At 45.9% G+C, this 26,140-nt stretch carries 19 protein-coding genes; 12 read left to right on the top strand and 7 right to left on the bottom strand.

What is annotated here, in order from left to right; genetic code table 11:
* The first annotated feature begins 41 nt into the window (after nt 1–41).
* The gene (locus tag PAENI_RS06730; protein WP_149644751.1) at nt 42–2,411 is read left to right on the top strand and encodes a YcdB/YcdC domain-containing protein; all 2,370 of its coding nucleotides are present in this window, start codon (nt 42–44) and stop codon (nt 2,409–2,411) included.
* 160 nt (nt 2,412–2,571) lie between these two features.
* Here PAENI_RS06730 and PAENI_RS06725 read toward each other — a convergent pair whose 3' ends face one another.
* The 4 genes from PAENI_RS06725 to PAENI_RS06710 form a co-directional block, all read right to left on the bottom strand.
* Nucleotides 2,572–3,393, bottom strand: coding sequence for a TerC family protein (locus PAENI_RS06725; RefSeq protein ID WP_149644750.1), 822 nt, complete (start codon nt 3,391–3,393; stop codon nt 2,572–2,574).
* Nucleotides 3,394–3,746: 353 nt separating this feature from the next.
* Nucleotides 3,747–4,637 carry a carbohydrate ABC transporter permease gene (locus PAENI_RS06720; protein WP_081393202.1) on the bottom strand — a complete coding sequence of 297 codons (891 nt, stop codon included), beginning with the start codon at nt 4,635–4,637 and terminating at the stop codon, nt 3,747–3,749.
* A gap of 25 nt (nt 4,638–4,662) precedes the next feature.
* Nucleotides 4,663–5,547, bottom strand: coding sequence for a carbohydrate ABC transporter permease (locus PAENI_RS06715; RefSeq protein WP_042130723.1), 885 nt, complete (start codon nt 5,545–5,547; stop codon nt 4,663–4,665).
* A 254-nt stretch (nt 5,548–5,801) separates the two neighbouring features.
* On the bottom strand, nt 5,802–7,166 hold the full coding sequence (locus PAENI_RS06710; RefSeq protein WP_149644749.1) for an ABC transporter substrate-binding protein: 1,365 nt from the start codon (nt 7,164–7,166) through the stop codon (nt 5,802–5,804).
* Nucleotides 7,167–7,504: 338 nt separating this feature from the next.
* Here PAENI_RS06710 and PAENI_RS06705 point away from each other — a divergent pair, with 338 nt between their 5' ends.
* The 5 genes from PAENI_RS06705 to PAENI_RS06685 all read left to right on the top strand — a co-directional run bounded on the left by PAENI_RS06705 (nt 7,505) and on the right by PAENI_RS06685 (nt 14,726).
* Entirely contained in the window at nt 7,505–9,319 is a 1,815-nt protein-coding gene (locus PAENI_RS06705) for a sensor histidine kinase (RefSeq protein ID WP_188114491.1), read from the top strand.
* Nucleotides 9,320–10,969: a response regulator gene (locus PAENI_RS06700; RefSeq protein ID WP_076300464.1), complete on the top strand. Its 1,650-nt coding sequence runs from the start codon at nt 9,320–9,322 to the stop codon at nt 10,967–10,969. It abuts the gene before it with no gap.
* Nucleotides 10,970–11,040: 71 nt separating this feature from the next.
* The gene (locus PAENI_RS06695; RefSeq protein ID WP_149644747.1) at nt 11,041–12,732 is read left to right on the top strand and encodes a glycoside hydrolase family 13 protein; all 1,692 of its coding nucleotides are present in this window, start codon (nt 11,041–11,043) and stop codon (nt 12,730–12,732) included.
* A gap of 149 nt (nt 12,733–12,881) precedes the next feature.
* Nucleotides 12,882–13,616 carry a class I SAM-dependent methyltransferase gene (locus tag PAENI_RS06690; RefSeq protein WP_149644746.1) on the top strand — a complete coding sequence of 245 codons (735 nt, stop codon included), beginning with the start codon at nt 12,882–12,884 and terminating at the stop codon, nt 13,614–13,616.
* 39 nt (nt 13,617–13,655) lie between these two features.
* Nucleotides 13,656–14,726: an MBL fold metallo-hydrolase gene (locus tag PAENI_RS06685; RefSeq protein WP_149644745.1), complete on the top strand. Its 1,071-nt coding sequence runs from the start codon at nt 13,656–13,658 to the stop codon at nt 14,724–14,726.
* Nucleotides 14,727–15,521: 795 nt separating this feature from the next.
* On the opposite strand, the gene PAENI_RS06680 is transcribed toward PAENI_RS06685, so the two are convergent.
* Nucleotides 15,522–16,130 carry a phosphatidylglycerophosphatase A family protein gene (locus PAENI_RS06680; protein WP_076286050.1) on the bottom strand — a complete coding sequence of 203 codons (609 nt, stop codon included), beginning with the start codon at nt 16,128–16,130 and terminating at the stop codon, nt 15,522–15,524.
* Nucleotides 16,131–16,402: 272 nt separating this feature from the next.
* Between PAENI_RS06680 and PAENI_RS06675 the strand changes: the two genes are divergently transcribed.
* The 3 genes from PAENI_RS06675 to PAENI_RS06665 all read left to right on the top strand — a co-directional run bounded on the left by PAENI_RS06675 (nt 16,403) and on the right by PAENI_RS06665 (nt 19,090).
* Nucleotides 16,403–17,524, top strand: a complete 1,122-nt coding sequence (locus tag PAENI_RS06675; protein WP_188114496.1) for a GerMN domain-containing protein — start codon at nt 16,403–16,405, stop codon at nt 17,522–17,524.
* A 164-nt stretch (nt 17,525–17,688) separates the two neighbouring features.
* A complete protein-coding gene (rph, locus tag PAENI_RS06670; protein ID WP_042130710.1) occupies nt 17,689–18,447 on the top strand; it encodes a ribonuclease PH in 759 nt (252 codons plus the stop codon).
* 1 nt (nt 18,448) lies between these two features.
* Nucleotides 18,449–19,090 carry an XTP/dITP diphosphatase gene (locus PAENI_RS06665; protein ID WP_149644743.1) on the top strand — a complete coding sequence of 214 codons (642 nt, stop codon included), beginning with the start codon at nt 18,449–18,451 and terminating at the stop codon, nt 19,088–19,090.
* A 115-nt stretch (nt 19,091–19,205) separates the two neighbouring features.
* Here PAENI_RS06665 and PAENI_RS06660 read toward each other — a convergent pair whose 3' ends face one another.
* Nucleotides 19,206–21,440 (bottom strand): glycosyl hydrolase family 18 protein, encoded by a 2,235-nt coding sequence (locus PAENI_RS06660; RefSeq protein ID WP_149644742.1) that lies wholly within the window; start codon nt 21,438–21,440, stop codon nt 19,206–19,208.
* A gap of 78 nt (nt 21,441–21,518) precedes the next feature.
* Entirely contained in the window at nt 21,519–23,483 is a 1,965-nt protein-coding gene (locus tag PAENI_RS06655; protein ID WP_149644741.1) for a glycosyl hydrolase family 18 protein, read from the bottom strand.
* Between the two features lie 601 nt (nt 23,484–24,084).
* Here PAENI_RS06655 and PAENI_RS06650 point away from each other — a divergent pair.
* From PAENI_RS06650 to PAENI_RS06640, 3 genes are all read left to right on the top strand, one after another.
* The gene (locus tag PAENI_RS06650; protein WP_149644740.1) at nt 24,085–24,513 is read left to right on the top strand and encodes an NfeD family protein; all 429 of its coding nucleotides are present in this window, start codon (nt 24,085–24,087) and stop codon (nt 24,511–24,513) included.
* Nucleotides 24,513–25,448, top strand: a complete 936-nt coding sequence (locus tag PAENI_RS06645; RefSeq protein ID WP_042191323.1) for an SPFH domain-containing protein — start codon at nt 24,513–24,515, stop codon at nt 25,446–25,448. Before PAENI_RS06650 ends, PAENI_RS06645 begins: the two co-directional genes overlap by 1 nt.
* A gap of 102 nt (nt 25,449–25,550) precedes the next feature.
* On the top strand, nt 25,551–26,006 hold the full coding sequence (locus PAENI_RS06640) for a cupin domain-containing protein (RefSeq protein WP_076286056.1): 456 nt from the start codon (nt 25,551–25,553) through the stop codon (nt 26,004–26,006).
* The last annotated feature ends 134 nt before the right edge of the window (nt 26,007–26,140 follow it).

Here is a 26,140-nt window from a genome sequence, read left to right as displayed (position 1 = left end):
TATAATGTTATGAATCACGTGTTAGAGGAGGATGAATTCTTTTGAAAAGCAATAACACTCACTTTGTTCATCAGACAGCTAAAACGGTATTGATTACTTCAGTGGCGCTCGCGTTATTATTACCCCCTGGCTTGGCCGCAGCCGATTCTACATCTGTTAGTAGCAACACTACGGTAACACAGGTTAGCACACAAGCGCCGGTGACTACAACGAACTCTGAGGCAGATCTTACAAAAGTGAAATTCACGCAGGAGCAAGCGATTGCGAAGCTAAAAGAATTATTCCCATCCCTAAAAGATGCAACGGTAAACAATGTACAACTGGGATCTAATCAAAGCTACCCCCCTCCAGCAAATCAAATGATCTGGAATATTCAGTGGCAGATTCAAGAGGGGAATTCGGGATTTGGCTTTAGCAGTGAGGTAGATGCCATTAATGGAGATATCATCAGTACGTATATTTCATACCCTCGTGAGAATAACGAATCCTATTATCCACCGAAAGTATCGCAGACTCAGGCACTGGAGATCGCCAAGGCTTTTGTGACTAAGGCAGCCTCATCGGTTAAGAGCAGTGATCTGCAATTAAATGAGAATGCTGGTTATAATTATTTTTCGAACTCTTTATTCGGTCCTGTTCAATACAGCTATTACTTCAGTGTCATGAAGAATGGTCTTCCTTCTGGATCGGATAACATTAATATAGCCGTGGATGGCAACGGTAATGTAATTCAATTCTCTAAGTTTTCTCAAGGGCTTGAGTATCCATCTGCACAGCCGAAGATTACCTTGGAGCAAGCACAGAAGCAATTTGCGGAACAGTTTGATGTAGGCCTTTTTTACATTCCTACTTATAAGAACGGAAAACCTAACAACTGGATTCTAGGCTGGCGCCCAGTGGATCAGTCTCTATATCCTATCGATGCATTGACAGGCAAGAGAATAGATTATGAAGGAAAAGAATCCGTATCCACCGCAGTCGTGTATTCAGATGTAGCAAAGAGTAAGGATGTCTTTCAAGCAAGAAGCTCTACTACAGAACTTACTTCAAAAGAAGCGGAACAGCTTGTAAAGAAGGTTGCATATATTCCAGCAGATCGTAAATTGATCTCCCAAAGCTTGAGAAATGACTATCAGGATACAGATCGGAAGATCTGGCAGTTATACTGGGGTGGGGCTAGTGGAAATGAACGCTACATTGGGGCTGGCTTTCCAGAACAATCCTCTGCCGAGATCGATGCAAAGACCGGTGAAATATTACAGTACCAGGTTCAAGCTTATGGTGCTGCTCAGGATAAGAAGAAGGAAGAGGCAGCCCCTGCTGGAGGGAAGAAGCTTAGTGAGGCCGAAGCTAAGACTAAAGCACTTAGTATAATAAATAGCCTATATCCTCAGGCGAGTCAGAAGCTAAAGCTTGTAGAATATGGAGATAACTCAAACGTTACTTCAGACGGATCAGGATTTAGATATCAGTTTATTAGATATCATCAAGGCATTCCTGTGAGTGACAGTACCCTTACGGTTAGCTTGGATCTTTACGGCAGACTGATTTCTTACATGGGGAATCGGATAAACGGTATCGATGAAATCACATTATCTCCTGATGCAACAATTTCCAAGAAGGAAGCGCTCGAAAGTTATAAACCTAAATATCAGACTAAGCTGAAGTATACTCAGGTTGGTGGATACTATAGTTATAATAGCTATGCCGCGCCAAAGGTGAAGCTGGTATATGATACAACTTTTGATGAATCTAATGGATTATATCAGGTTTTAGATGCAGCCACTGGAAAATGGGTAGCGGTCTATGATTACCTCGGTCAGCAAGATGCTCAAATATCTGCAACGGATATCAAAGGTCATGCAGCAGAACAACCCTTATCAGAATTAGTAAAATATCATGTGATTACTCCGGATGCCGATGGTAAAGTAAACCCAGATCAAGAAATAACAGTTGGCGATTGGTTAACCTATCTTGCCAAGGCTTCTAATCCGAATTTCAGCAGTTATATTGCTAATAATGAACGGAAAACTGTGGCAGGTGTGAAGCCTGAGAATTCATATTATGATGTTGTTACTTATGCAGCAGATCGTAAGTGGATCAACAAGGATCAAAGCCTGCAAATTGATAGTAAGTTAACCCGGGAACAGCTTGCTGTTCAGCTGGCTAATTTTTTGAAATACAACAAACTCACAGCCTATCTTGATAAAGATGTAACGGTAAGTCAGTTCAGTGATAGTGCATCTATAAACAATAAGGGTGCAGTGGCTCTTGTTGTGAAATTGGGAATCCTAAAGGATGACAACGGCAAGTTTAATCCGCAGCAGACGGTAACGAAAGCACTGGCGGCTACGGTGATTATGAAGCTAGTGGAACTGCAAGGTAAGACTGATCAGATCATTGGTCAATAAGAATATATAATGCAGAGCCTGCTTCCCATTTGATGGTGGAAGCAGGCTTTTCTGTATGAGGAGCAAAATAGGGAGTAAAAGAAAACAACCCGAAAGACAAACACCTTTACAGAAGGGTTGTGTCTTTCGGGTTATATTTGTTTTTGCTATTCAAATACAATTAATGGAGTTGTTTATCTACTTCTTTAATTGGATTCTCGTTAACATTCTCTTCAACCTTGCTGCTCATAAACCAACCGATTGCAGCGATGAGCACGAGTACAACATAGAAGGTAACCTTCCAAATGGTACTATGCGCGAAATCCTCGGAAAGAACACCAAGTGAAGGGTGTGCCAAGGTAATGACTGCGAGCTTAACGCCGACCCAGCCTACGATGAAGAAGGCTGCAATTTCAAGACCTGGACGGGTGTGAAGCAGCTTAACGAAGAAGGAAGCTGCAAAACGCATAATGACCAATCCGATAAATCCGCCGGCAAAGATGACGAGGAATTGTCCACCGTCAAGGCCTCCGATCTTTGGAAGACCACTTGCAGGTAGTGCAACCGCAAGTGCAACTGCGGCTAGGATGGAATCCACCGCGAAGGCGATGTCAGCAACTTCTACTTTAAAGACAGTAAACCAAAAGCTGGATTTCTTTTTGTTGACTGCGCCGTCCGTACCGCTTTCAGATGCTTCATCCGTAACGGGCTTCTTGATTAATAGTTTTCGGAAGATATGGTTCCCCGCGATAAACAGTAAATAAAGTGCGCCGATGGCTTGTACTTGCCAAATATCAACCAGGTAAGAGATGACAAATAGTGAACCGAAGCGGAACACGAAGGCTCCGGCTAATCCGTAGAATAGTGCTTTTTTTCTTTCCTCATCAGGAAGGTGTTTAACCATAATTGCCAATACCAGTGCGTTATCTGCGGCTAGTAGTCCTTCAAGTGCTACAAGAACTAGTAATACCCAGCCGTACTCTAATAATAATCCCCAATCCATTACTGTTGTCCTCCCTTTTCTTATGCAAATATCTACTAAAAGATACTTACCTTACTATTTTAACCAATTTTATATAAAAAAGACCTTTACCAAACAGATTAGCCTTTGGAATAAAGGTCTAACCTGATTGGTAAAGGTCTCGCTAACAATGTTGAATTGCCAATAAAGCCGGAGAATATCCTCATATTCTCGTATTGACGACTTTATTTAACAGCTACTCCCCTTTACGGGATATATTAAATTTTTGATTTAATTCGTTGTGATTTTGCCTAAGGAGATCATATACGAGTTGAAAGTTAATGTCAATAAAATGTTGGAGGAATAAAGCTAGAGTTCTCCACTCCTTTTTAGTGTTAGCCCTTAACCGCCCCAGCGGTAATTCCTTTTGTCATCTGTTCTGTGAAGAGCAGATAGATCAGGATGGTTGGGATCGCAATGATCGTCATAACAGCAAACTGAGCACCGTAGTTGGACGAGTATTCTCCGGCGAATTTCATAATGGAGAACGGAATGGTTTTGAGATCCTCCGAGGTGAGGAAGGTGTTCGCCATAATAAATTCATTCCATGTGCTGATGAAATTGAGTACACAGATGGTAGCTAGTGCGGGTTTCGTAATAGGGAAGATGATGCGGAAGATCACACCGTAAATGCCGCAGCCATCGATAACCGCCGACTCTTCAATCGCACGAGGGATGGTCTCTAGAAAACCAGTCATGATGAGCACACTCATTGGGATGACAATAGCCGAATAAGGCAGAATAAGTGTGTACATATTGTTCAGCATTCCGAGCTTGTTAAACAGAATAAAGTTCGGCAGCAGTGTCGCGTGAATGGGAATGATCATGCCCATCATGATAAGTGACAACACGATACCACTTAGCTTCCATTTCATACGGGTGAACGCATACCCCATCATCAGTGACACTAGTGCGGACAGCGCAACGGTAATTACTGTAATGATAAGACTGTTGGCAAAATAGCGTGGTACACGCCCATAGGTAAAAGCGTTTCTATAATTCTCCCATTGCGGGGGGGACGGCCATTTCAGAAAAGAGCTTCCGAAAAAATCACCACTCTTTAGCAGGGAGTAATCGATCAGCCAGATGAGCGGAAATAACTGAATCAAAGCAATGAGACAAAGAAACACCATCATTAGGATTTTGCCAGTTGTAGGTTTACTGCGCTTCTGTTTATGAAGCTTCAGATTGAGGGGCGAAGCGGCAGGTGCTAATGAATTATTCATATGATTTCCTCCGGTTACAGGGATTCTAAAACTCTCCGATATCTTTCTTCAGAACCTTGTTGAGTATTACGGTCAGTACAAGGCAGAACACAATAAATAGGATGGATATGGCATTACCGTAGCCGTAAAGCGACGATGAGAAGGCTGTTTTGTAAAGGTAGTTCCCTAAGAATTGCGTGCTGTTCGCCGGGCCGCCGTTCGTCATTAAGAACACGGTTTCCATTTGCTTAAGACAGGTTGTAACCGCGATGATAATGGCAACTCGCATCATAGGCGAAAGAAGCGGTATGATGATGCGGGTGTAGAGGGTATAGTTGTTTGCGCCATCGATCTTTGCGGCTTCGCTTAGATCACTTGGAATGCCTTGCAGACCTGAATAATATAGCAGCAGTGCGTATCCAAAACCTTGCCACATTACAACGATGATGATGCACCAGATCGCTGTCTTCGGATCTCCAAGCCAATCATGTGTGAGTGAATCCAGTCCAACGCCGCTTAGCAACTTGTTGAGCAATCCGTAATTTGGATGAAAAATCCCGCTCCACAGCTTGGCTGTAACCACAACAGAAATTACTGCAGGGATAAAAAAGATCGTCCGGAATATTTTTTCGTATTTACCGGAATTGGTCAGGAATATCCCTATGAGAATTGCAAAGGGATGCTGTAAGAATACAGTAGCAGCGGTCAGTAACAGGGCATTGCCCAGTGAAGTCCAGAATACTTTGTCATGAAATAGGATTTCGCGATAGTTATCAAAGCCGATAAAATTGTACTTGCCGATCCCGCCCCAGTCCGTAGAGCCGTAATAAGCGCTCATGAAGATAGGGATGCAAATCATAAAAGCAAACAGGAATAGCCCGGGTGCGATGAGTAGGAATATCGCTTTTTTGTCGCTTAACACTCTGTGCATGGAAATCTCCGTCCTTTGAAAGAGTAATCTATCTACTACCATCGTAACGGGAAGCTAGACCCTGGAACATGCCGTATATTTCAGATGATTGTACACATTTTTTAAATTATGGAATGATATTTTTCTCTGATGTCGAAGGCGCTTATGCTCGAACAACAAACCCCCGACCTCTGGGGGAAGTCGGGGGTTGTACGCCACTATTTATGATGTTAAATCAGAAGCGCCGTCATTCATGTACTTAGTAGTATTAGAGTTTATTTACCAGCCAATTTATCGGACGCAGCGTCAAGCGCTTTGGCGAATTCCGTTGTATTCATAGCGCCGGAGAGCAGGCTTTGGTGAGCCTCCATTACCTTTTGCTTGAACTCGTCGTTACCAATATCCTGTAGCGGAGTTCCGCTAGAAGAGGTCATCGAGCTGAAGACATCGACTAGTTCTTTTTGGAGTTGAGTTTCATTACCAGTCAAGAATTCATCGAATTTTTGCGCAGGTGTACCCGCGCCAGCTTGCCATAACATCTTGGACCAGTTCTCAGGAGCGAAGAAATATTTCAAGAAATCAACAGCAGCTTCAGGATGCTTGGAGTTTTTACTTACTGCATATCCACCACCGTACCAAGCAGCATCATCCGTTGGTTTACCTTTATCTGAACCAGGGAAGGCGAAGGCGCCTACATTATTGCGGAATTCTTCAGAGAAGTTCACATCTGTAGCTAGGCCAGACTCCCAAGCGCCCATAAAGAACATAGCGGCCTGTCCTTGTCCGAACAAGTTACGCGCTGCACCGTAATCGGCGGTCAGCCAGCCGTCGGCAAAACCTTTAGCATTTGCGAAATCTTGCATTTCAGTTGCAGCTGCAACAAGACTAGGATCATTAAAGGATATTTTACGAGCAACAGCTTCATCCATCTTATTAAAATCACCATTTTGACGTTGAGCAACAAACTCATACCAGATTGGCAGTGTCCATGCATCCATACCGTTCATAGCGATAGGGTTAATCTTGTTTGCACGCAATGTTTTGATAGCTGCGAGCAGGTCAGCGGTAGTCTTTGGAACCTCGATGCCGTTGTCAGCAAAGATTTTCTTGTTATAAAACATAACCATATAGTCGGCACTACGTGGCAATCCATACAGTTTGCCATCTTTGCTGAAGCCGTCCATGGAACCAGAAACAAACTGATCACCTTCGAAGTCAGCGCTGTTCAGCTCAAGCAGTAAGTCATTATCGAGCAGAGGACTCAGGAAAGAAGGCTGACCCCAAGCTTGAATGATATCAGGCATCTGATTGCTGGAAGCATATACTTTGATTTTTGATTTATAAGGTTCATCTTGAAGCGCTTCCACTTCTATCTTGACGTTAGGGTGCTCTTTCATATAAGCGTCGATAATGTCCTGCTCCACCTTGCCTGAACCGTTTGCCCGATCCGCAAGTGCGGTGAAGAACTTCAGTGTAATTTTTTCGGCTGGTGCGTTCGCTGTGGCCTCGGCAGTAGCTTCGGCTTTGTCATTTGCAGGAGCGTTTGTAGCTTTCGCATTGTTATTTCCGCCACCACAGCCTGCAAGCAGAGCTGGAAGCATTAGACTCATAAGCATTAGCTTGATTCCTTTACTTTTCATCAAAAACCCACCTTTTTAGAATGATGTATTTTGAAGAAACGATTGTTATCCATCAAGGAAGACGACAACCTCGTTTCTTCTTGAAATATAAGAATGTATAAGTTTCACGCTATACATTATCCTTATATTTCTCGCATAAACGCTGACCGTCTATAAGAGACGTCGAAGGCGTTTTTGCTTGCATCCTCATCTTAAGAGTTTCTGGCTAATAGAAACATGGTTCATATTTAAGAATGATGTAGGCATTTTTTAGCGAATGTAAAAAGCCGGTTCAGGGTGTAATGATTTCAGTTATACTTGGTTTACACATCTTTCTATTATATAAGAAGGTGGTTCTCATGAATCGAAACTTTCGCTTAGTCAGCCGTTATCGCCATCTTCCGCTCCAATTTAAGCTGTTGTTATGGTTCGTCCCCCTGCTTCTGGTGACCATATTCGCAATGGGCTGGAACTCGTATCAGATCTCTTCACAGCAGGTGGTGGAGAAAATGAAACAGTCGCAGGATCATCTTACCAAAAAAACAGCAGAGCAGATCGATGAGATGGTGCGAGGCATGATATCTTTTTCGAATACACTCTTTCTGGATGAAAGTGTGCAGCGGCTCTTAGCATCGTCTGAAGCACAAAAGGAACGTAATTCTGTATTTAAGACCGTTACCAATCTTATGGTTGCAGGCAATTCAATTCAATCGCTGATTCTGTATTCTTTAGACGATAACAATGGAGCAGAGCCTTTTGCTGCGAATCAGGCAGGATTGACGACAGGTATGAAGTACTCAGATTTTATCAAAACCTCGTATTATAAAGAAGCTATTAAAGCAGCAGGTAGCCCAACCTTTGGACTCTCCAGGCCGACTGACGGCATTTTTGTAGGCGATCATTATCATAAGATTGTGCTTTCCAGAATCATCATGAATATTTACACCTTAAAGCCGGCAGGACTCGCTGTGATCGGTGTGGATGCAGGGAAGATTGGGAGCCAATATCTCGACAATGCTGAAGATGATGTAGATATGTTCGTAATTGATCGGGATGGGCTGATTATTACGGCTTCGAATCCGAGCTGGATTGGCAAAAGAGATCTGGAACTTCCGTATTTTGCGGACAGCGACCCTAAGCTGACTGTGAAAAAAAGGCTGGAATCTACAGCGGATCATAAACAGTGGATTGTGTCACATCTGCAGTCGGAGACGACAGGCTGGTATGTGGTGGTGGCTCATTCCAAGCGGCAGCTTGTTAAAGAGCTCGGTCAAATTTTACAGGTCACGATGACGATTGCTGTTCTGTGTTTAGTAGTTAGCCTAATGGTTACCTGGCTGGCAGCTGCTGCTATCACGAAACCACTGAAGAAGCTTTCCCGTTCGATGCGCAGACTGCAGACAGGTGATTTCACACAGCGGGTATTTTTTGAAGGAAATGACGAGATCGGCTTACTCGGGCATGGTTATAATCTAATGGTGCAGCGGATTAAATCGCTCATCAATGATGTATACGCCTCAAGAATGAAGCAACAGGAAGCAGAGTTGAAAACGCTTCAAGCCCAAATCAGGCCTCACTTTTTATATAACACGTTAAATACAATCTGTTGGGAAGCTGAGAAGAAGGGAGATAAAGAAATTGCCGATATGGTGTATTCTCTCTCTCAAGTGTTCCGACTTAGCTTAAATGATGGACACGATACGTTTACTTTGGAGCAGGAAGTGGAGCTGGTGACCAATTACTTGTTCCTGCAGAAAAATCGCTTTAAGGAGCGTTTTGAATTCGAAATTTCTCTGGATGAGAGTATCAAGGATTTCACAGTACCAAAGCTGCTGCTGCAGCCACTAGCTGAGAACGCAGTGATTCACGGGATTGAGCCGCTGTCTGGAAGCGGGCTGATATCCGTTCGAGCTTACCGTATAGAGAAGACTATTGTGCTTGAGGTACAGGATAATGGTGCAGGGATCACGGCAGATAGACTTCTAGAGCTTCATCAACGTTTAGCAAGGGGAAATTCTTTACCTGAGGAAGACAATGTTGGACGCACAGGATTTGCGCTCATGAATGTGCAGGAACGACTGGCCTTATTTTTTGCAGGAGCTTCTTTACAACTAGAGAGTGTGGAAGGGGCAGGCACACGTATTATTATTCATATCACTGTGGAGGGGCCATAAATGATGAAGCTGCTGATTGCTGAAGACGAAGATACGATCCGTGAGGGCATTGTGAATATGATTGATTGGAAGTCACATCAGATTGAGGTCATGGGTGAGGCGGGGAACGGAAGTGAAGCGCTGGCTTTGATGGAGAATGAACAGCCCGATCTTTTGTTAACGGATATTCGTATGCCACAAATGGGTGGTCTCGAGCTGATTGAAGTCGCACGGCGTAGAGGTTACGGCTTCCGGTCGATTATTTTATCCGGGTATAACGAGTTTTCTTATGCGAAGCAAGCGATCTCCCTGGGTGTTGTTGATTATGTGCTGAAGCCATGCCGACCTGAGGAAATTCTGAAGACGGTACTGAAGGCCAAGGAACTTATTGAAAGACAACGATATCAGGAGGATGAACAGCTTAAAAGAGATCGTTCTTGGCATAAAAATGCACCGCTTGTCAAAAGCCAGGTTCTGTCTCAATGGATTTATCATCCCCCGGTTCCGCTAGAACGGCGACAGGAGCTGATCGGAGAGTTATCTATGGCGATTGGCTTTGAAGGACCACAAATTGGTCTGGTCAGCTTTGATTTTGACCCACCCTCCGCTACAGGAACAGGACAGGATTTTGTACTTCTACGCTACGCAGCGTTAAATATTATCAGTGAGACCTTGTCTCCTATCTATAGAGGAAAAATAGAGACTTTTCATGATGGCAATAACTTGCTATGGATTGGCAGCGGATTAGCCGGAACTGATTCTCGCAAGCCTTACCGAGCACCCCTCCAATTGAAAGAGCAGATTGAGAAGCTGCAGAGTAATTTGGAGAAATATCTCAAACTGTCGATCAGTATTGCCGTTGGTTCCTGTCGTTCGGATATTTCTGAAGCGCATCTGTCGTATAAAGAAGCCCTTCAGGCGATGGAATCGCGATTTTTGAACGGAAAAGGCGGTGTCTATTACTATACAGAAGGAACGGGAGTTATAGGTGGCGCTCCACAGGAAATTGGGATTTTAGATGATTCTGAATTAAATGTGCTGGAGGATGAAATGCTTGTGGCGGTGGGGGCTGGGAGCAATGAGCTCGCACTCGATCTGCTGGAGAAATGGCTGGATCGTTTTCGTAGCAATCCGGGATGTCTTAAGCAAGAAGTGAATATTCGGGCAACTGCTTTTGTAGTTCGATTAAAGAGACTCGCGCAGGAAAAACAAGTCGCTGGCTTCGAATGGAAGCAGCATTTGGTCAATTGGATGGAGCAGGCTCCACAGATAGAGACGTTGGAAGAATTGTCTACGATTTTGAATAAGGTCATGCAGAATGTGGTGGAGGCTTTTTCTAAACATCGTCCACTACATCGCACAGTAGTCACTGCTATGGAGATCATCCGCAATAAATACAATACCAATCTGACACTAGAGTATGTCGCGAAAGAAGCCTATGTTTCTAATACTTATTTAAGCTCACTTTTCCGCCAGGAGCTTGGTGTGAATTTTCTCGATTACTTGCACCAATACCGGGTAGAAGAAGCGAAAAAGCTGCTCCGCCAAAATCTAAAGATGTACGCCGTTGCAAAATTGGTAGGGTACGGTGAAGAGCGTCACTTCAGTGCTACTTTTAAAAAATGGACTGGACTTACACCTTCACAATATCAAAAGGGATTAGGGAAGTAGGGGGGATTTGTTATCTACTAGGCTCTGTGTGGTTAAACTCTACATATAGCTAAATAGGAGGTAACCGAGTTATGAACCCCAAATGGTGGAAAGAAAGCGTCGTGTATCAGATTTATCCGATCAGCTTCATGGACAGTAACGGAGATGGAATCGGAGACTTGCAAGGTATTATATCCAGACTGGATTATTTACAGGACCTAGGTGTAGATGTGATCTGGGTCTGTCCTATTTATAAATCACCTAACCATGATAACGGGTATGATATCAGTGATTACTGTGACATTATGAAGGAATTCGGTACGATGGATGATTTTGACCGGTTGCTCAGGGAGTTGCACGCACGTGGAATGAAGCTGATGATGGATTTGGTTCTGAACCACACGTCACATGAGCATCCTTGGTTTGTAGAATCCAGGTCGTCAAAGGACAATCCTAAACGGGACTATTATATTTGGCGAAAAGGTAAAAATGGCGGCCCCCCGAACAACTGGGAGTCTTATTTCAGTGGCTCGGTATGGGAGCTTGATCCGCGGACGGATGAATATTATCTACATCTCTACTCCAAATACCAGCCCGATCTGAACTGGGAGAATCCTGTTGTCATTGATAAGCTGCATGAAATGGTGGAGTGGTGGCTGAAGAAGGGTGTGGATGGATTTCGTTTTGATGCGATTGCACATATCGTGAAGACGAAAGGGTATCCAGATGCAGACAACCCGAACGGAACACCTACTGTAAGGGCCTATGGTATGTTCTCCAATCTGGAGGATGTGCATACCTTGCTACAGAATCTATACGATAAGGTGTTATATTTCTACGATATTATGACGGTAGGAGAAACCTCGGGACTCGGACCAGAGCAGGCGCTGGATTATGTAGGTGACGGACGCCGGGAGCTGAATATGACTTTTCAGTTTGAACATATGTTTCTGGATGCCGCTTCGCCGGGTAGTGGGAAATGGGATGTGATTCCCTGGAGTCTACTTGAACTGAAAAAGATCATGAGTAGCTGGCAGACAGTTTTACATGAAAGAGGCTGGAATGCGAACTATTTATGTAACCATGATCAGCCGCGTTCGGTGTCTCGGTTCGGGAACGATCTCTTTTACCGGATTCCTTCGGCTAAAATGCTTGCGACCTTCATTCATATGCTGGAAGGCACTCCTTACATTTATCAAGGAGAAGAAATCGGCATGACGAATGTCTGTTTCGATTCCATTGATGAATACCGGGATGTGGAGACACTTAATTATTATGAAGAAAAGCGAAAAAACGGTGTTCCAGAAGAGCAGATTATGTCTGCGATTCATCATAAAAGCCGGGACAATGCCCGTACCCCTATGCAATGGGACGATGGACATGCAGGCGGTTTTACAACAGGGACGCCCTGGATTGAAGTGAATTCCAACCATATGGAGATTAACGCTGGCAATGCGGTTAAAGATCCGGATTCTATCTACAACTACTATAAACAGCTGATAGCGTTAAGAAAAAAACACAAGGTGATCGTGTACGGATTATATGAGCTACTGCTTGCAGAGCATACTGAGATTTATGCGTATACCCGAACTTTAGAGGATCAGCGATTGTTGGTTATTTTGAATTTTTTTGATAGAGAGCCTGAATTCGAATGGCCAGCGGGGTTCGATCCAGATCAGCTGGAGCTATTAATCAGTAATTATCCGCAGTCAAAAGATCAGGATATTCGTTCTTTCAAGCTTCGTCCTTATGAAGCAAGGGTCTATTTGCAGCAGCGTGTGTAAAGGAAGTTTCAATAAGAGTTGTCGTTAAAGCCCAAGAGGTCAAGATGATGACTCTTCTTTGAGTTTGTCAGCAAAAGACTGTACAATGGCGATACATTAGCATACATGAAGTGGAGTTGCGGGATGACGCCTGTAGGAGGAGAGACAACATGACTGAATGGTATGAAAAGAGCTTCGGAGAGGATTATCTGATCGTGTATAAACACCGGGATTTCGGTGGAGCACGTAAAGAAGTAGATCAGATGATCGCCTGGTTGAGACTGCCTCCAGGTTCGAAAGTGCTGGATTTATGTTGTGGGATGGGACGTCATTCTCTGGCACTTGCGAAGGAAGGATACGACGTTACCGGAGTGGATTTGTCGGAGGTCTTGCTGCGTGAAGCTCGATCTCAAGTCGGGGCGGAGAAGGTAACCTGGATCCGTTCCGACATGCGTGATTTACCACTAGATGGAGGATTCGATGCCGTAGTTAATCTGTTCACTTCTTTTGGTTATTTTGAAAAAGATGAGGAGCAAGTAAAGGTTCTGCGTGAAATCTATCGTCTGCTGAAGCCAGGTGGCAAGTTCGTTATTGATTTTTTGAATCCTGCGCATGTGATTCGTCATCTGGTGCCGCATTCTACGCGTGAGGACGGAGAGAATTTGATAGATGAGTCACGCCGGATTGAGGATGGTTATGTGAAGAAGGACATCATTCTAACCACTATGAATGACCCTACGCCTCGTCAATATCATGAGCGTGTGAAGCTTTATTCACTGGAGGAGTTCAAGGAAATGATTGAGAAAGCGGGCTTGCAGCTCGAAGCTGTACATGGCAGCTATGAAGATGAGGTTTATGATGCAGAAAGGTCCACGCGGATGATCTTTGGTGGAACACGTCCCTAAATGGTTTCCGGAAAAAGATTTAAAGGTGGTGAACGCTCCATGTCTAAGGCAGAGCTTACTTCATGGGACAAGAAAATTCTCCAAGTCTCGGTACCCATGGACTCGCCTCTTCGTCAAGTGAACAGCTATATTCTTTCGGACGAAGATGGGAGAGTGACTATTATCGATCCGGGTCCGCGCAGCCCGGATACAGAGAATTGCTGGCTCGGGATTTTGCAGGAGCTGGACTTGTCGTGGATGGATATACGGGATATCGTCGTTACGCATCACCATCCCGATCATTACGGATTAGCCGGCTGGCTGCAGTCGCAGAGTGGTTGTAAGGTATGGATGACGGAGCGCGCCCATGCGGAGGCAAGGTTGATGTGGGGCTTGGGCACTGGTGAAGATCTGGGGAATGACATGGATGAAGATACAGGAAATGGCGTAGACAATGATGTAGGCATAAATGAGATCTTACCGGATTATTTCATCCGGCATGGGATGACGGAGCAGTGGTCGAACGGGATTAAAGCCCACTTGGAAAGCTTTAATTCCCAAGTGGAACCGCAGCCTGCCGTTTCTTATTTCAATGTGGCGGAGCCCTTCAAGATGGGCGGCCGTGAATGGCAGCTCATAGTTACCGGCGGACATGCACCGGGGCATGTGAGCCTGTATCATGCTGGCAGCGGGCTAATGATCTGTGGGGACGCTGTGCTCCCGCAGATCTCGCCCAATGTCAGCCTGCTGCCAGGCAGCGATCCACAGCCGCTGCAGACGTTCATTCAGGGGCTGCGGGAACTGGGCAGCTACCCGGTCAGCATGGCGTTCCCGGGTCATCGCGAGCCCTTCGCTGGCTTCGCGCACCGGGTAAGCAGCCTGCTCGCTCATCATGAGGAGCGGCTGGATACAGCGGCGGCGCTGCTCACCAGCGGCCCGCTTAGCGGATTCGCGGTGTGCGAATTTCTGTTTCGCAGCCGAGTAACCACCGTTCATCAGATGCGCTTTGCGATGAGTGAGACCCTGGCGCATTTGGCGGAATTGGTGCGCCGGGGACGGGCAGTCATGCTGGAGGCAGACGGCGGTTTCTTGTTCGCCGCAGCTGAAAGTGTTGGAGAACATATCAGCTAGCGTATCTTGCAAGATCGAAGTGAAGTAGATGAGTATAAAGTTTAAGAGCAGTCCTGCATTGTGGGAACTGCTCTTTTTGTATTTGAGTAACCTTGTCCCTCCGTCCCTCTATTCATCCTTCGATCGCTTCCATATTCATGCGTTAGCGTATGTATTCGGACTCAGATGACGCTATTCGTGGATTTTAGGGCTTTTGAGGTTAGTATCGGACCGGAAAGGCGTTATTACTTGTACAGAGTAGTGTTTTGGGTCATTTTTGAGCGCGTAGCGTCTCTGGAGTCCGAAAGTGTACAAATTTTGGGCGATTTATGAGTATAGCGTCTGCTGAGTCCGATAGCATGGGCGAAACGTTTCAAAAGTCGAGCAACTAAATGATGTATGTCATGCAGCTAAACGTTGGTAGTAATTATAGGGAATTTCACCCTATAATTTTGGGTTTAATGATTCTAGAGCTGTTTATAGGGAATTTCTCCTTATAATTCTACTGATTTGGCTATGAATTGAGATTTTCATAGAGATTATAGGGAAGAATTCCGTATAATCTCTGGATTTGAGCCAAAATCGTTATTTTATAGGGAGGATTTCCCTATAGGCAACGAGCTCCTGTAGAACCCCCACCGTAGAACCCCCACCGTAGAACCCCCATAGCAGAAGCACCATCGTAGAACTCCTCGTCCGCTACCCACAAAAAAGCGATTGTCTCAGCAGCCCGCAGGGCTTGTGAAACAATCGCTTTTTCCTCAGAGTTTCATATAGTCGATCTGAAACTCATCATTAAGGTGTACCTAAAACTCCTCATTCCGGAGTTTCATCATATTCTGCAAGTTTCCTAGCGGCCTCTTCGCGATCCTCTGGTGTGTGGGGCAGATCCAGCTCAATTTCGCGCTCCGCTTGCTTGCGGTGTGCGATTCGGCTACTGGCTGCTGCCGCCACGGCTCCAACGATGTCGTCGAGATAGGTGTGGATCTGTCCGGTGCTTTTGTCATTTAACCTTTGAAGAACGCCTGGCTTCAGCTTGTCCACATAGCCATAGTTGGTAAATCCGATACTGCCGTATACGTTCACGATAGAGAAGGCAAGAATCTCATCTACGCCGTACAATCCCTCATCATTTTCGATCATATCTTGAAGTGGGGAGAACAGCTTGCCCTCTTCTGCCATTACATCTAATTGAATGCCTGTTAGTACTGCATTTTGTACTTCTCGCTTGCTAAGCACCATCTCTACATTATGGATACATTCATCCATCGTTAAATTCGGATAGTATTTCTGTTGCAGGAACATAACGAGTTCCGCGATTTCTTCCAGGGTTACTCCACGCTTGTTCAGCCAGAATTTGGTCGCATCTGCGACGGCCTTGCTGTTCAGACTGTACGGAATTTTTTCGATTTTGTCATCAGCCATGTTCAGTCACCTCGTTGTTTAGTAAGTCATTTCATTACAGCAAACGTTAGTATGATGTTAAGGACTGTTGTTACCTCAGATTGTACGTTTACTGGAAGTATTTGTCCAGCGAGGGAAGTTTCAGCGAACTGAAATCCAGGCCCTACTTGAGATGAAGAAGTAGTTCACAGGCTTTTCCAACAATTTAGGATAAGCTGTTGTTATTTTTTGGACAAAGGTCTCGTATACATAGCAGTACAAATGATATCTAACCTTGAAAGGGGTAATAAATGATGAAACCTATGCAACAAATCCGCGGAATCTCCGCAGTATGCTTACTCGCAGTTCCACTGGCACTGTCCGGCTGTGGGCTGTTTGGTTCAGAATCGGCATCGATTGATGCTCCGCCACCAGAGGTTGAAGCACAAATGTTACAGACTAGTGGAAATACTACGTTGGATTCAGGTGTATTCGGTCCTGTGACACAGGATGATACGCAGACAGCGGTTAAAGGCAGCACCAAAACTTCACAGGGCAATGCTTCCGGAGATCGCACAACCGTATTTTTGGAAGATGGTAATGGATTACTCGCTCCTGTATCCCTAAGCTTGCCAAAGAGCAAAGATTCCAGCCCACTCAAAAACTCGTTAATGGCATTAGTGAGCAAGGGAGAATATGCCTCATCAGTGCCTGAAGGTTTCCAAGGCATTCTTCCGGCTGGAACGGAAGTCAAAAATATTACGATAGACAAGTCGAACTCAGCTGTTGTCGAATTTAATTCAGAATTCAATAACTATGATCCTTTAGAGGAACGTAAAATCCTCGAAGCTATCACTTGGACGCTGACCGGTCAAGATGACATTAAAAGCGTACAGCTCTGGGTAGATGGTAAAAAGCTCACAGAGATGCCGCTTCAAGGAACTCCGCTGGATCGTCCATTAACCCGCACAATGGGCATAAACTTGCCGAAGCAAGGTCCACTTCTGATGAACTCCAGTGCGGTTACTGTTTATTTTTCCACAACATCTCCTGACGGTATCCAATATTATGTACCTGTAACCCGCTTTGTACCCGCCGGACATGAACAGCTGACTGCTGCTTTGAACGAATTGATTGCAGGTCCTGAATCCGGAAATGGGTTGGAAATGGTCATGACACAGGGGACGATACTTGATTCCGTTGATGCTGGGCAGAACGGTGTAGTTACCGTGTCCTTGACGGATGATATGTTCACAGATGGTAAAGGTGTACCCGCTGAAATGCTGGAATCGGTCGTACTGACGGTTGCGCAAAATTCGGATGATTCTCTGGTACAAATTCGCTTGAACGGCAAGGAATCGATTACGGATACAGATAATGTGGACTACAGCAAACCTGTTTCCGCACCTGAATATTTGAATGAGATCCCGTTATAGAATGACCCTGTAAGGTTTAAAAGATGCTTTTGTGCCTCCTCTTTGGTAGAATAAAAGTTGCTCAAAAAGACGTTACGTCCCAAGCATTGTGCTACTCGGTATTTATGACGGGGAAATGGGACTCACGCTAAACTTTTAGCTATACGATGTAGGAGGCAGAAAAGATGAGATCAAACGGGCGAAACGACGACCAATTACGGCCGCTGACAATAACAACCCAAACGAATAAATATGCTGAGGGCTCCGTGATCATTGAAATGGGAGATACCAAAGTCATTTGTACGGCTACTGTGGAGGAAAAAGTGCCTCCGTTTCTTAAAGGGCAAGGAAAAGGCTGGGTAACCGCTGAATATTCGATGCTTCCTCGGGCAACTCAATCCCGTAACCAGCGTGAAGCTGCACGTGGTAAGCTTACCGGACGGACTATGGAGATCCAACGGCTGATCGGACGAGCGCTTCGTTCCGTAGTGAATTTACAAGCGTTAGGCGAGCGTAGTATTACGCTGGACTGTGATGTGATTCAGGCGGATGGTGGTACGCGGACCGCTTCGATTACAGGTGCTTTTGTTGCTATGGCATTTGCTATTAACAAAATTGCACTTCAGCACAAGTTGCCTGTGTTTCCTATAACAGATTTCTTGGGGGCAATCAGTGTCGGTGTTGTAGGGGATAAAACGCTGCTCGATTTGAATTATGAAGAAGATTCCAAAGCAAAAGTAGATATGAATGTAGTTATGACTGGCGGCGGTGCCTTTGTTGAACTTCAAGGGACTGGCGAAGAAAGACCGTTCACTCGTCAAGAGTTGGATCTTTTGCTGGGTCTAGGTGAGAAGGGAATCTATGAACTGATTGCTGCGCAGAAAGAAGCGCTTGGAGCGATCGCTCTGAAAATCCCTTCCGGCCAGCCGGGCCAAGAGGTGTAGCATGAAGTCTGACGGCGGTATTCTTATTGTTGCGACGAAGAATAAGGGGAAAGTACGCGAATTCGAGCATGCTTTTGCCCCGCTAGGGCTGACAGTGAAAAGTATGTACGACTATCCGGATCTGCCCGATGTGGTGGAAGACGGAGCCACTTTTGCCGAGAACGCCTTTAAAAAATCCAAAGCCGTAGGTGACGCCCTTGGAATCCCGGTACTCGCCGATGATTCGGGTCTTTGCGTAGACGCTTTGGATGGCCAACCGGGTGTGTACTCTGCACGTTACGCAGGGGAAAATGCAGGAGATGAAGAGAACAATCTGAAGCTGCTTAGCGAACTTGAGAAGCTAAAACAGGGCGAGGATACCGGACAGCCTTTGCTAAGTACAGCTCGGTTTGTCTGTACATTGTCCTTATACGATCCAAGCTCAGGACGGGAGTTAACCGCTGAAGGTGCAGTGGAGGGATGGATCACATCCGAACCTGCTGGTGGTGGAGGCTTCGGCTACGATCCGTTGTTTTACTTGGCGGAATATGAAAAGACAATGGCCGAGCTAACGCTCGAAGAGAAGCAGCGGATTAGCCACCGAGGCACTGCGCTAAGGTTGCTGACGGAGAAGCTGGCAGCTGCAGATGACTTGAATTCCTAATCCTAAACCTCTATGCGTCGCATATGAGATGAAATAAAGAAGCTTGCAAATCCAAGGGGTGTACCTTGAATTGCAAGCTTCTTTTGATTTGTAAGGCTAGGCATAATTTATTGAATTAGTTCAGCTTCCAGAGTGCGGGTGTCGCTGTCGGTTCCCAGCCCAGAAGTGAAGTGTGGGGCTGCAGACATGTATACGTTAACCCGTTGTAGCTAACCTTATCACCCGCTTTGTATGCTACTCCTGCTGCCCAGGCAGATATTCCCGGACTCGGTGTTGCAGTTGGCGTTGGTGTTACGTTTGGTGTTGAAGTAGGTACTGTAGTTGGTGTCGGCGTTGGTGCAACGGTTGGCGTTGGAGTAGGTGCTATAGTTGGTGTCGGCGTTGGTGCAACGGTTGGTGTTGGAGTAGGTGCTATGGTTGCAGTCGGCGTCGGTGTTACGGTGGGCTTCGGTGTTGGCGTTGCGGTTGGCGTCGCGGTTGGCGTCGCCGTTGGTGTTGCTGTCGGTGTCGGTGTCGCTGTTGGAGTAGGTGTCGGCGTTGGAGTGATGCCTCCATACAGTTTGTCGTATTCCTGCTGGGACGAGCTTCCGTTTAGTGTAATTCGCTGAGGACCACCCGAGAAATTCAGCTTCATCATGCCTGGAACTTCCAGTGTGCCTCCGTTTGCAATCGTTTGAGATGCAGTCCCGGTAATACGATAGCGATTAAAGTCCCAATCCGTAGAGATTTGCTCTACAGTACCGGCTCCCCATGCAGAGGTCAAGGTTGTTGTTGTCGGTAGATCGAATTCCAGCTTCCAGCCACCGGAGATATCCGCGCCTGTGTTATTCGTTATCTTCAGGGAGTAGGTATAATTCGGATGATCGTAAGCGCCACTGAAGCTAAGACTGAAGTTCGTAGGTGCAGGTAGTTGTGGCTTCGGAGTTCCACCTGGCAGAGAGGCTGTCTTAAGCTGGTCATAGGCAAAATCGGTCAACGAGTTGCCATACGTGTAAGTGCCATCACTCTTTTCAGAGTAGTCGCCGGTCAGTTCCCAGAACATCATCCCTCCCAAGCCTTTTTGCTTGATATAATCCAGTTTGTAGCCGAGTGACTCCTTATCTTCATACGTAAGAAAGACCTTCTTGTCTGCGTTGAACAAGTATGGAGTTTTGGTAACAGGATCGAAATAACGTTTGTTCGCTGGATCTTTGAGCAGATTCAGCACATGCCAGATTGGATTTGCGCCAGCCGGCTGCTCTGGTGCAGGATCATTCCAGATTCCGTATACGCCGTCGGCTCCACCTCCGGTTGTAGGAGCTGTACCATAAAGACCGGTGTTGTTGATGCCTCCATTTACATTCTTCCAGCCACGTGAGTAATAAGGAACTCCGATGACGATTTTTTCCGGAGGAAGCGTACCCAAATAGTATCGAACGGCCCAGTCGGTATTCAGAACCGGAGTGCCCAGCGCAGCTGTTTCAGTATCACGAGAATCCGGGTACAGGGCGGAATGCGGCCCAACATATCCATTCCAAGCGCCGTGGAAATCATAGGTCATAAGGTTCGCCCAGTCCAAATACTGGTTAGCTTCCCCTAGCTTCATTCCGCCCAGAATCCAAGAGGAGGCGGTTGCGGCGATGGTTAGGTCATATTTCTGATTGTCCTGTGCGCCTGCCTGATCCAGCTTTTCACGAAGCTTTTTCATGAGGAGAACATAGTTGTTGTAATTCACTGTGCGCAGCGGCTCAGCCACACCGAAGTCATTCGGGTTACCTGATTGACCAGTACCAGATGGGTACTCCCAATCAATGTCCACACCGTTGAATTGGTAGGTACGTAGAAAATCCACAACACTGTTGGCAAAGGTCTCGCGGCCAGCTTCCGAATTGGCCATGTTATAAAAACCACCAGAACCCGACCAACCACCAACCGAAATCAGGGTGCGGACATCGGGGTATAACTGCTTATACTTTACGAGTTGATTAAAATGTCCTTTATACGGCAAATTAGTTAATTGGTCAGGGTAGTCTTTTTCGATAGCTGCTGTACGGTCCATCAGATCAATCTTGTTCGTTTGAGGGTTTACCTTGGCGAACGCATAGTTAATGTGAGTGATTTTGCCCCACGGTATTTTATCGACAGTATAAAATCCTTTGTTCTCCTGATCTCCCCACTCCGGGAAGTAAGCTACAATTTTACGCGGATGATCTGCAGCCGGAGCTGGAGCAGTAGGCGTCGTCCCTGCTGCTAAGGCTACTTGCGACGATCCACCTGCACTTGTGTAAAGCGGAAGCAGAATGATGGCGCTCATTAAGGCCGCAATGTAGCGTGCGGATTTACTTCGCCTATTACGTGTACTTATGTTCATTTAACATTCCTCCAAAAGGGATAATATAACTGCGGGAGTAGATTAGGAACGGTGATCCTTTCGCGTTAATAATGAGTCTTAATTCAGCTTCCAAAGTGCGGGTGTGGTCGCTGGTTCCCAGCCTTGAAGTGAAATATGGGGCTGGAGGCAAGTATACGTTTTGGCGTTGTAGCTAACGATGTCACCCGTTTTGTAAGCGATTCCTACAATCCAGCTAGAACTCCCAGGGGTGGGTGCTACAGTTGCGGTTGGAGCCGGAGTTGCTGTCGGTGCTACAGTTGCGGTTGGAGCCGGAGTTGCTGTCGGTGCTACTGTTGCGGTTGGTGCTACTGTTGCTGTCGGTGTTATAGTGGCCGTTGGTGTGGGAGTTGCGGTTGGTGCCACTGTTGCCGTCGGAGTCGGAGTTGCTGTCCCGCATACGTTGATGAATTTCCAGACTCCAGCAGCACCGCTAAGGTCGGGACGATCGCCTTGAGTCCACCACTTAGCTTCATAGACTGAACCGTTGTAAGAAACTTGCTGGCCGCCAGTATATACGGCAGTCTGGTTCCACGCCGCTGCGCATTGTCCTGGAGTAGCCGTTGGTGTTGGAGTTACCGTAGGAGTCGGAGTTGCGGTTGGAGTTGGGGTTGCCGTAGGCGATGGTGTGGGAGTTGCTGTTGCGGTTGGTGTCGGTGTCGGCTGTACCACTCCTCCGCCAAGGTCGGCGTTCAGCTTGTTGGTCAGTGTTTTGTTCCGGTCACCACTTGTCTCCCAGAACATGGCACCCGCTAGGCCTTTTGATTTGAGATAACTGATCTTATGGCCAAAAGATTCTACGTCGTCATAGCTGATAAAAGTTTGGTTCGTTGGATTATAGAGATAAGGCACTTTAGAAATGTCATTCCAATAACGGGTATAGCCGTTTTTGTTAATGTAATTAGCTTCGAGGTCATAGAAGTCATAACTACCCTTTTCCCATGTACCCGTGGACGAAATACCAGCGGACAATTGATATTGGCCATTTCCTGCGGCAGGAGCACCTCCCCAACCACGGCCATAGAATCCCATACCAAGCACTAACTTGTTCGCGGGTACGCCATTGGCTAAATAGCTGGTTACCGCTTTATCGACGTTAAAATTTTGCGGTTCGGTCAGGCCTGATGCAGAAGCGGCTGGATCATAGTACAAAGGAGCATTGTGACCGGTGGTCTTATTCCAGCTCCCGTTGAAGTCATAGGTCATAATATTGATCCAGTCAACAATGGAAGCAATACCTGCAAGATTATTGTTATTGACGTACGTCGGTCCTGCACCGGAAGCAATGGTCAGCAGGTAGGTTTTGCCATCGGTCTGACCGGCAGCATTTAGCTTCTCACGAATTTTTTGCAGTAGAAGTACATAGTTTTCCTTGTCTTCGGGACGATAACTGTTGCCTGCGAGCCCACCGCTGACTGGGTACTCCCAGTCTAGATCGACCCCGTCCATTTTATATTTACGAATGAAGTCTACCGCTGAGTTGGCAAAAACCTCACGGGTTACGGCTGTAGCCGCCACATCCGAGAAACGGTTCGACCAGGTCCAGCCCCCAACGGAGATCAACGTTTTCAGGTTCGGGTTCTTTTCTTTCAGCTTCCATAGCTGCTTCAGATTACCTTTGATGGGGTCATCCCATTTGTCATCTCCGAAGCTCTTTCCGGTGTCAATCCACGGGTCACCCAGAACAATCGTGCCGTTCGGAACGTTAATGGTCTGTGCTTGCTCATTTTGACAGCTCCATGTTACCGGATTAGGGCCGGTAGGGTCAGGGTTTCCGTGAATGCCATTCCAACAAATATCTGCGAAGGCGTAGTTAATGACATTCATTTTGGTAGGATCGATATCTGATACATTGTAAGCCCGCCCGTAAGCGGCCCAAGAAGCGTAATAACCAACCAGTTTATAATCCTGTGCGGCGTTGGCCGTTTTGGCACTACTACCCAGGGCTGAAAAAAGTGTAAGAACAAGCGCGGCGATCATCGCGATCGCAAAGGTCTTACGTGAACTTTTTTTCGTAAATATCATTGATTTTATACCTCCAAGGTTCAATGTGTAGTTCGAAATTCTTTTCGGCAAGAAATCCCAACCTTCACCTCCCATAGTTTGAAATTCACCTGTACCTTCACCCTTGCAAATCTCTCATTCTACTGACACCAAGTTCATAGATTTTGCAGCAAAAAAATAGCGGTCTACATAAGGTTTACACAATAAGTAAGCGCTTTCTAAACTGCTGTTTTAAGGATTACTTTTTGACAAACTTGTAGATGTAACATTGTTGAAGGGGTGTAGGGTGAGTAGAAGAGTGGGTTTGGAGTTCAATAATTAGGATTAATTTCTTATTTATGGGTGAAGGCATTTCTTATTTTCAAGCATAGAGAGCGATTATGCTAGGGATAAAATTCAGTAATATAGGGGGACATTTTTCTAATTCATGGATACTTGTTTAGGTGAACTTTGATAGAAAAGGTGTATGTCCTCTTTTTAAGGAAACTCATGCAGAACACATAACCTCCGATGTTATGAATATAAATTATATACATGCCTGCAATATTTTTACGGAATTACGCAACGCATCGCTGTTTCTTTTCGTTATAGTAGTATCATAAGGAAGGTGGTGGGTTCACCGATGGTTGTGTTTTGGTTGATCGCAGCCGGTGTCCTGTTTGTTGTAGAGATGATGACGCTTACTTTTTATCTGCTATGGCTTAGTATTGGTGCGTTGGCCGCAGGTGTGGTGTCGATGATTGTTCCTGAAGCCATTTTGTTTCAGGTGATCCTCGGATCACTGGTCGCACTTGGTCTGACTATATTCTCGAAACCACTGGTTTCTAAATTTCGCAGTTCACGTGGGTTCAAGGATACAGGCACAGAAATCGTAGGCAGGCAAGGAGTTGTCATTGAGCCGATTGAGCAGGGGCGCTACGGGCAAGTGAAGGTAGGCGGAGATACGTGGAGCGCGAGCTCTGACCAGTCTTTGGGCAAGGACGAAGTGGTCAGAGTAGTGAAGAGAGGCACGACCATTATTGAAGTAGAACGATGGGGGGATATGAACTAATGGAATGGGCAATTATTTCAATTATTCTAGTGGTAGTCGTAGTATTTGTGGCATTAACGATCAAAATCGTACCGCAACAACGGGTAGGTGTAGTGGAACGTCTGGGTAAATTCAATCGTCTACTGACGCCGGGTCTGAACATTCTGATACCTGTGATTGATCAGGTGCGTACTTACCATGATCTAAGGATTCAACAAGCGAATGTGCCTCCGCAAACGGTGATCACGAAGGATAACGTGCAGGTGCAGATCGACACGATTATTTTCTATCAGGTAGTGGGACCAGAGGAAGCTACGTATGGCATTTCCGATTATGTATATGGGGTAAGAAACATTTCAACGGCAACTATGCGGCAAATTATTGGTAAGCTGGAATTGGACGAAACGCTGTCTGGGCGTGAAAAAATCTCAACTGATATTCGTCTGGCGCTTGATGAGGCTACAGAGAAGTGGGGCGTAAGAATCGAGCGTGTGGAAGTCATCGATATCAAGCCGCCGCTCGATATTCAAGAAGCAATGGATAAGCAGATGAAAGCGGAGCGGAGCAAACGGGCGATTGTTTTGGAAGCGGAAGCTGCCAAGCAAGATATGATCCTGCGTGCTGAAGGGGATAAGCAGAGCAAGATTCTGAAAGCGGAAGGCGACAAGGAAGCACGTATCCGCCAAGCAGAGGGTTCAAGACAAGCACAGGAGCTGGAAGCTCATGGTGAGGCGAAAGCAATTCAAGCAGTGGCTGAAGCAGAAAAATCACGCATTGAGCTGATTCGCTCAGCAGGTCTGGATGAGCATGTGCTCGCATATCGCTCCTTCGAGGCTCTGGCTGAAATCGCCAAAGGTCCTGCAAATAAAGTGTTCTTGCCAACAAGCGCTGTTGAAACGCTGGGAAGTCTTGGGGCGATTGCTGAGGTATTCAAAGCGAGCAAGGATAGTAAATAGATTTTACAATTCGTGCTTCTTCCGTTAAAGTAAAAAGCAAAAACAACCCTATGCATACGAAGCTATTGTTGCTCATGCAAACTTTGAAGGAGAGAAGCTACCGTGACACAAAAAGAAATCTCACCGTTAGTTGAACTGCTCGGATTACAGCCCCATGTTGAGGGCGGTTGGTACAAAAGACTTTGGAACTCCGAATTTGAAATTCCGCAGGAAGTGCTTGGGGATAGCTATTCCGGATCGCGCCATTCGGCATCTTCGATTTATTTTTTGCTACACGAGGGGGAACAATCTGATTGGCATACTGTTTTGTCCGATGAAGTTTGGTTCTGGCATTCCGGTAGTCCAATAGTGCTTAGTCTCGGAGGTAATGGAGATAAGCCTGAGAATGTGCAGGAAGTTATTCTGGGTCTCGATATTGCTGCAGGTCAACAGCCGCAGGTCGTAGTTCCAGCAGGCGTATGGCAGGCGGCTCGCCCGTTAGGATCAGAACCGGTCCTGGTATCCTGTATCGTTTCTCCAGAATTCCATTTTGACGATTTCAAACTGATTGAGAAATAAAGAAGAGCGGGGGCTTTATATATGCCTCCGTTTTTTTATGAGGATTTTGGGAATGATGAAGCAGTCTGCTATACTTTTGTGGTAGCGCTTGCTTCTGAAGCGTGAATTTAGGTTAAGTAAGATTAATGAAATAA

The sequence above is a fragment of the Paenibacillus sp. B2(2019) genome, from assembly GCF_008370385.1.
Taxonomy (GTDB): domain Bacteria; phylum Bacillota; class Bacilli; order Paenibacillales; family Paenibacillaceae; genus Paenibacillus_AQ.
Note: the sequence above shows the minus strand (reverse complement) of the source record. Positions and strands in the feature narration are given on the sequence as shown.

Excerpts from the sequence above, each read along its gene's own strand:
- PAENI_RS06725 (WP_149644750.1), bottom strand. The coding sequence starts at position 3,393 with ATGGATTGGGGATTATTATTAGAGTACGGCTGGGTATTACTAGTTCTT.
- PAENI_RS06720 (WP_081393202.1), bottom strand. The coding sequence starts at position 4,637 with ATGAATAATTCATTAGCACCTGCCGCTTCGCCCCTCAATCTGAAGCTT.
- PAENI_RS06715 (WP_042130723.1), bottom strand. The coding sequence starts at position 5,547 with ATGCACAGAGTGTTAAGCGACAAAAAAGCGATATTCCTACTCATCGCA.
- PAENI_RS06710 (WP_149644749.1), bottom strand. The coding sequence starts at position 7,166 with ATGAAAAGTAAAGGAATCAAGCTAATGCTTATGAGTCTAATGCTTCCA.
- PAENI_RS06705 (WP_188114491.1), top strand. The coding sequence starts at position 7,505 with ATGAATCGAAACTTTCGCTTAGTCAGCCGTTATCGCCATCTTCCGCTC.
- PAENI_RS06700 (WP_076300464.1), top strand. The coding sequence starts at position 9,320 with ATGATGAAGCTGCTGATTGCTGAAGACGAAGATACGATCCGTGAGGGC.
- PAENI_RS06695 (WP_149644747.1), top strand. The coding sequence starts at position 11,041 with ATGAACCCCAAATGGTGGAAAGAAAGCGTCGTGTATCAGATTTATCCG.
- PAENI_RS06690 (WP_149644746.1), top strand. The coding sequence starts at position 12,882 with ATGACTGAATGGTATGAAAAGAGCTTCGGAGAGGATTATCTGATCGTG.
- PAENI_RS06685 (WP_149644745.1), top strand. The coding sequence starts at position 13,656 with ATGTCTAAGGCAGAGCTTACTTCATGGGACAAGAAAATTCTCCAAGTC.
- PAENI_RS06680 (WP_076286050.1), bottom strand. The coding sequence starts at position 16,130 with ATGGCTGATGACAAAATCGAAAAAATTCCGTACAGTCTGAACAGCAAG.
- PAENI_RS06675 (WP_188114496.1), top strand. The coding sequence starts at position 16,403 with ATGAAACCTATGCAACAAATCCGCGGAATCTCCGCAGTATGCTTACTC.
- rph (WP_042130710.1), top strand. The coding sequence starts at position 17,689 with ATGAGATCAAACGGGCGAAACGACGACCAATTACGGCCGCTGACAATA.
- PAENI_RS06665 (WP_149644743.1), top strand. The coding sequence starts at position 18,449 with ATGAAGTCTGACGGCGGTATTCTTATTGTTGCGACGAAGAATAAGGGG.
- PAENI_RS06660 (WP_149644742.1), bottom strand. The coding sequence starts at position 21,440 with ATGAACATAAGTACACGTAATAGGCGAAGTAAATCCGCACGCTACATT.
- PAENI_RS06655 (WP_149644741.1), bottom strand. The coding sequence starts at position 23,483 with ATGATATTTACGAAAAAAAGTTCACGTAAGACCTTTGCGATCGCGATG.
- PAENI_RS06650 (WP_149644740.1), top strand. The coding sequence starts at position 24,085 with ATGGTTGTGTTTTGGTTGATCGCAGCCGGTGTCCTGTTTGTTGTAGAG.
- PAENI_RS06645 (WP_042191323.1), top strand. The coding sequence starts at position 24,513 with ATGGAATGGGCAATTATTTCAATTATTCTAGTGGTAGTCGTAGTATTT.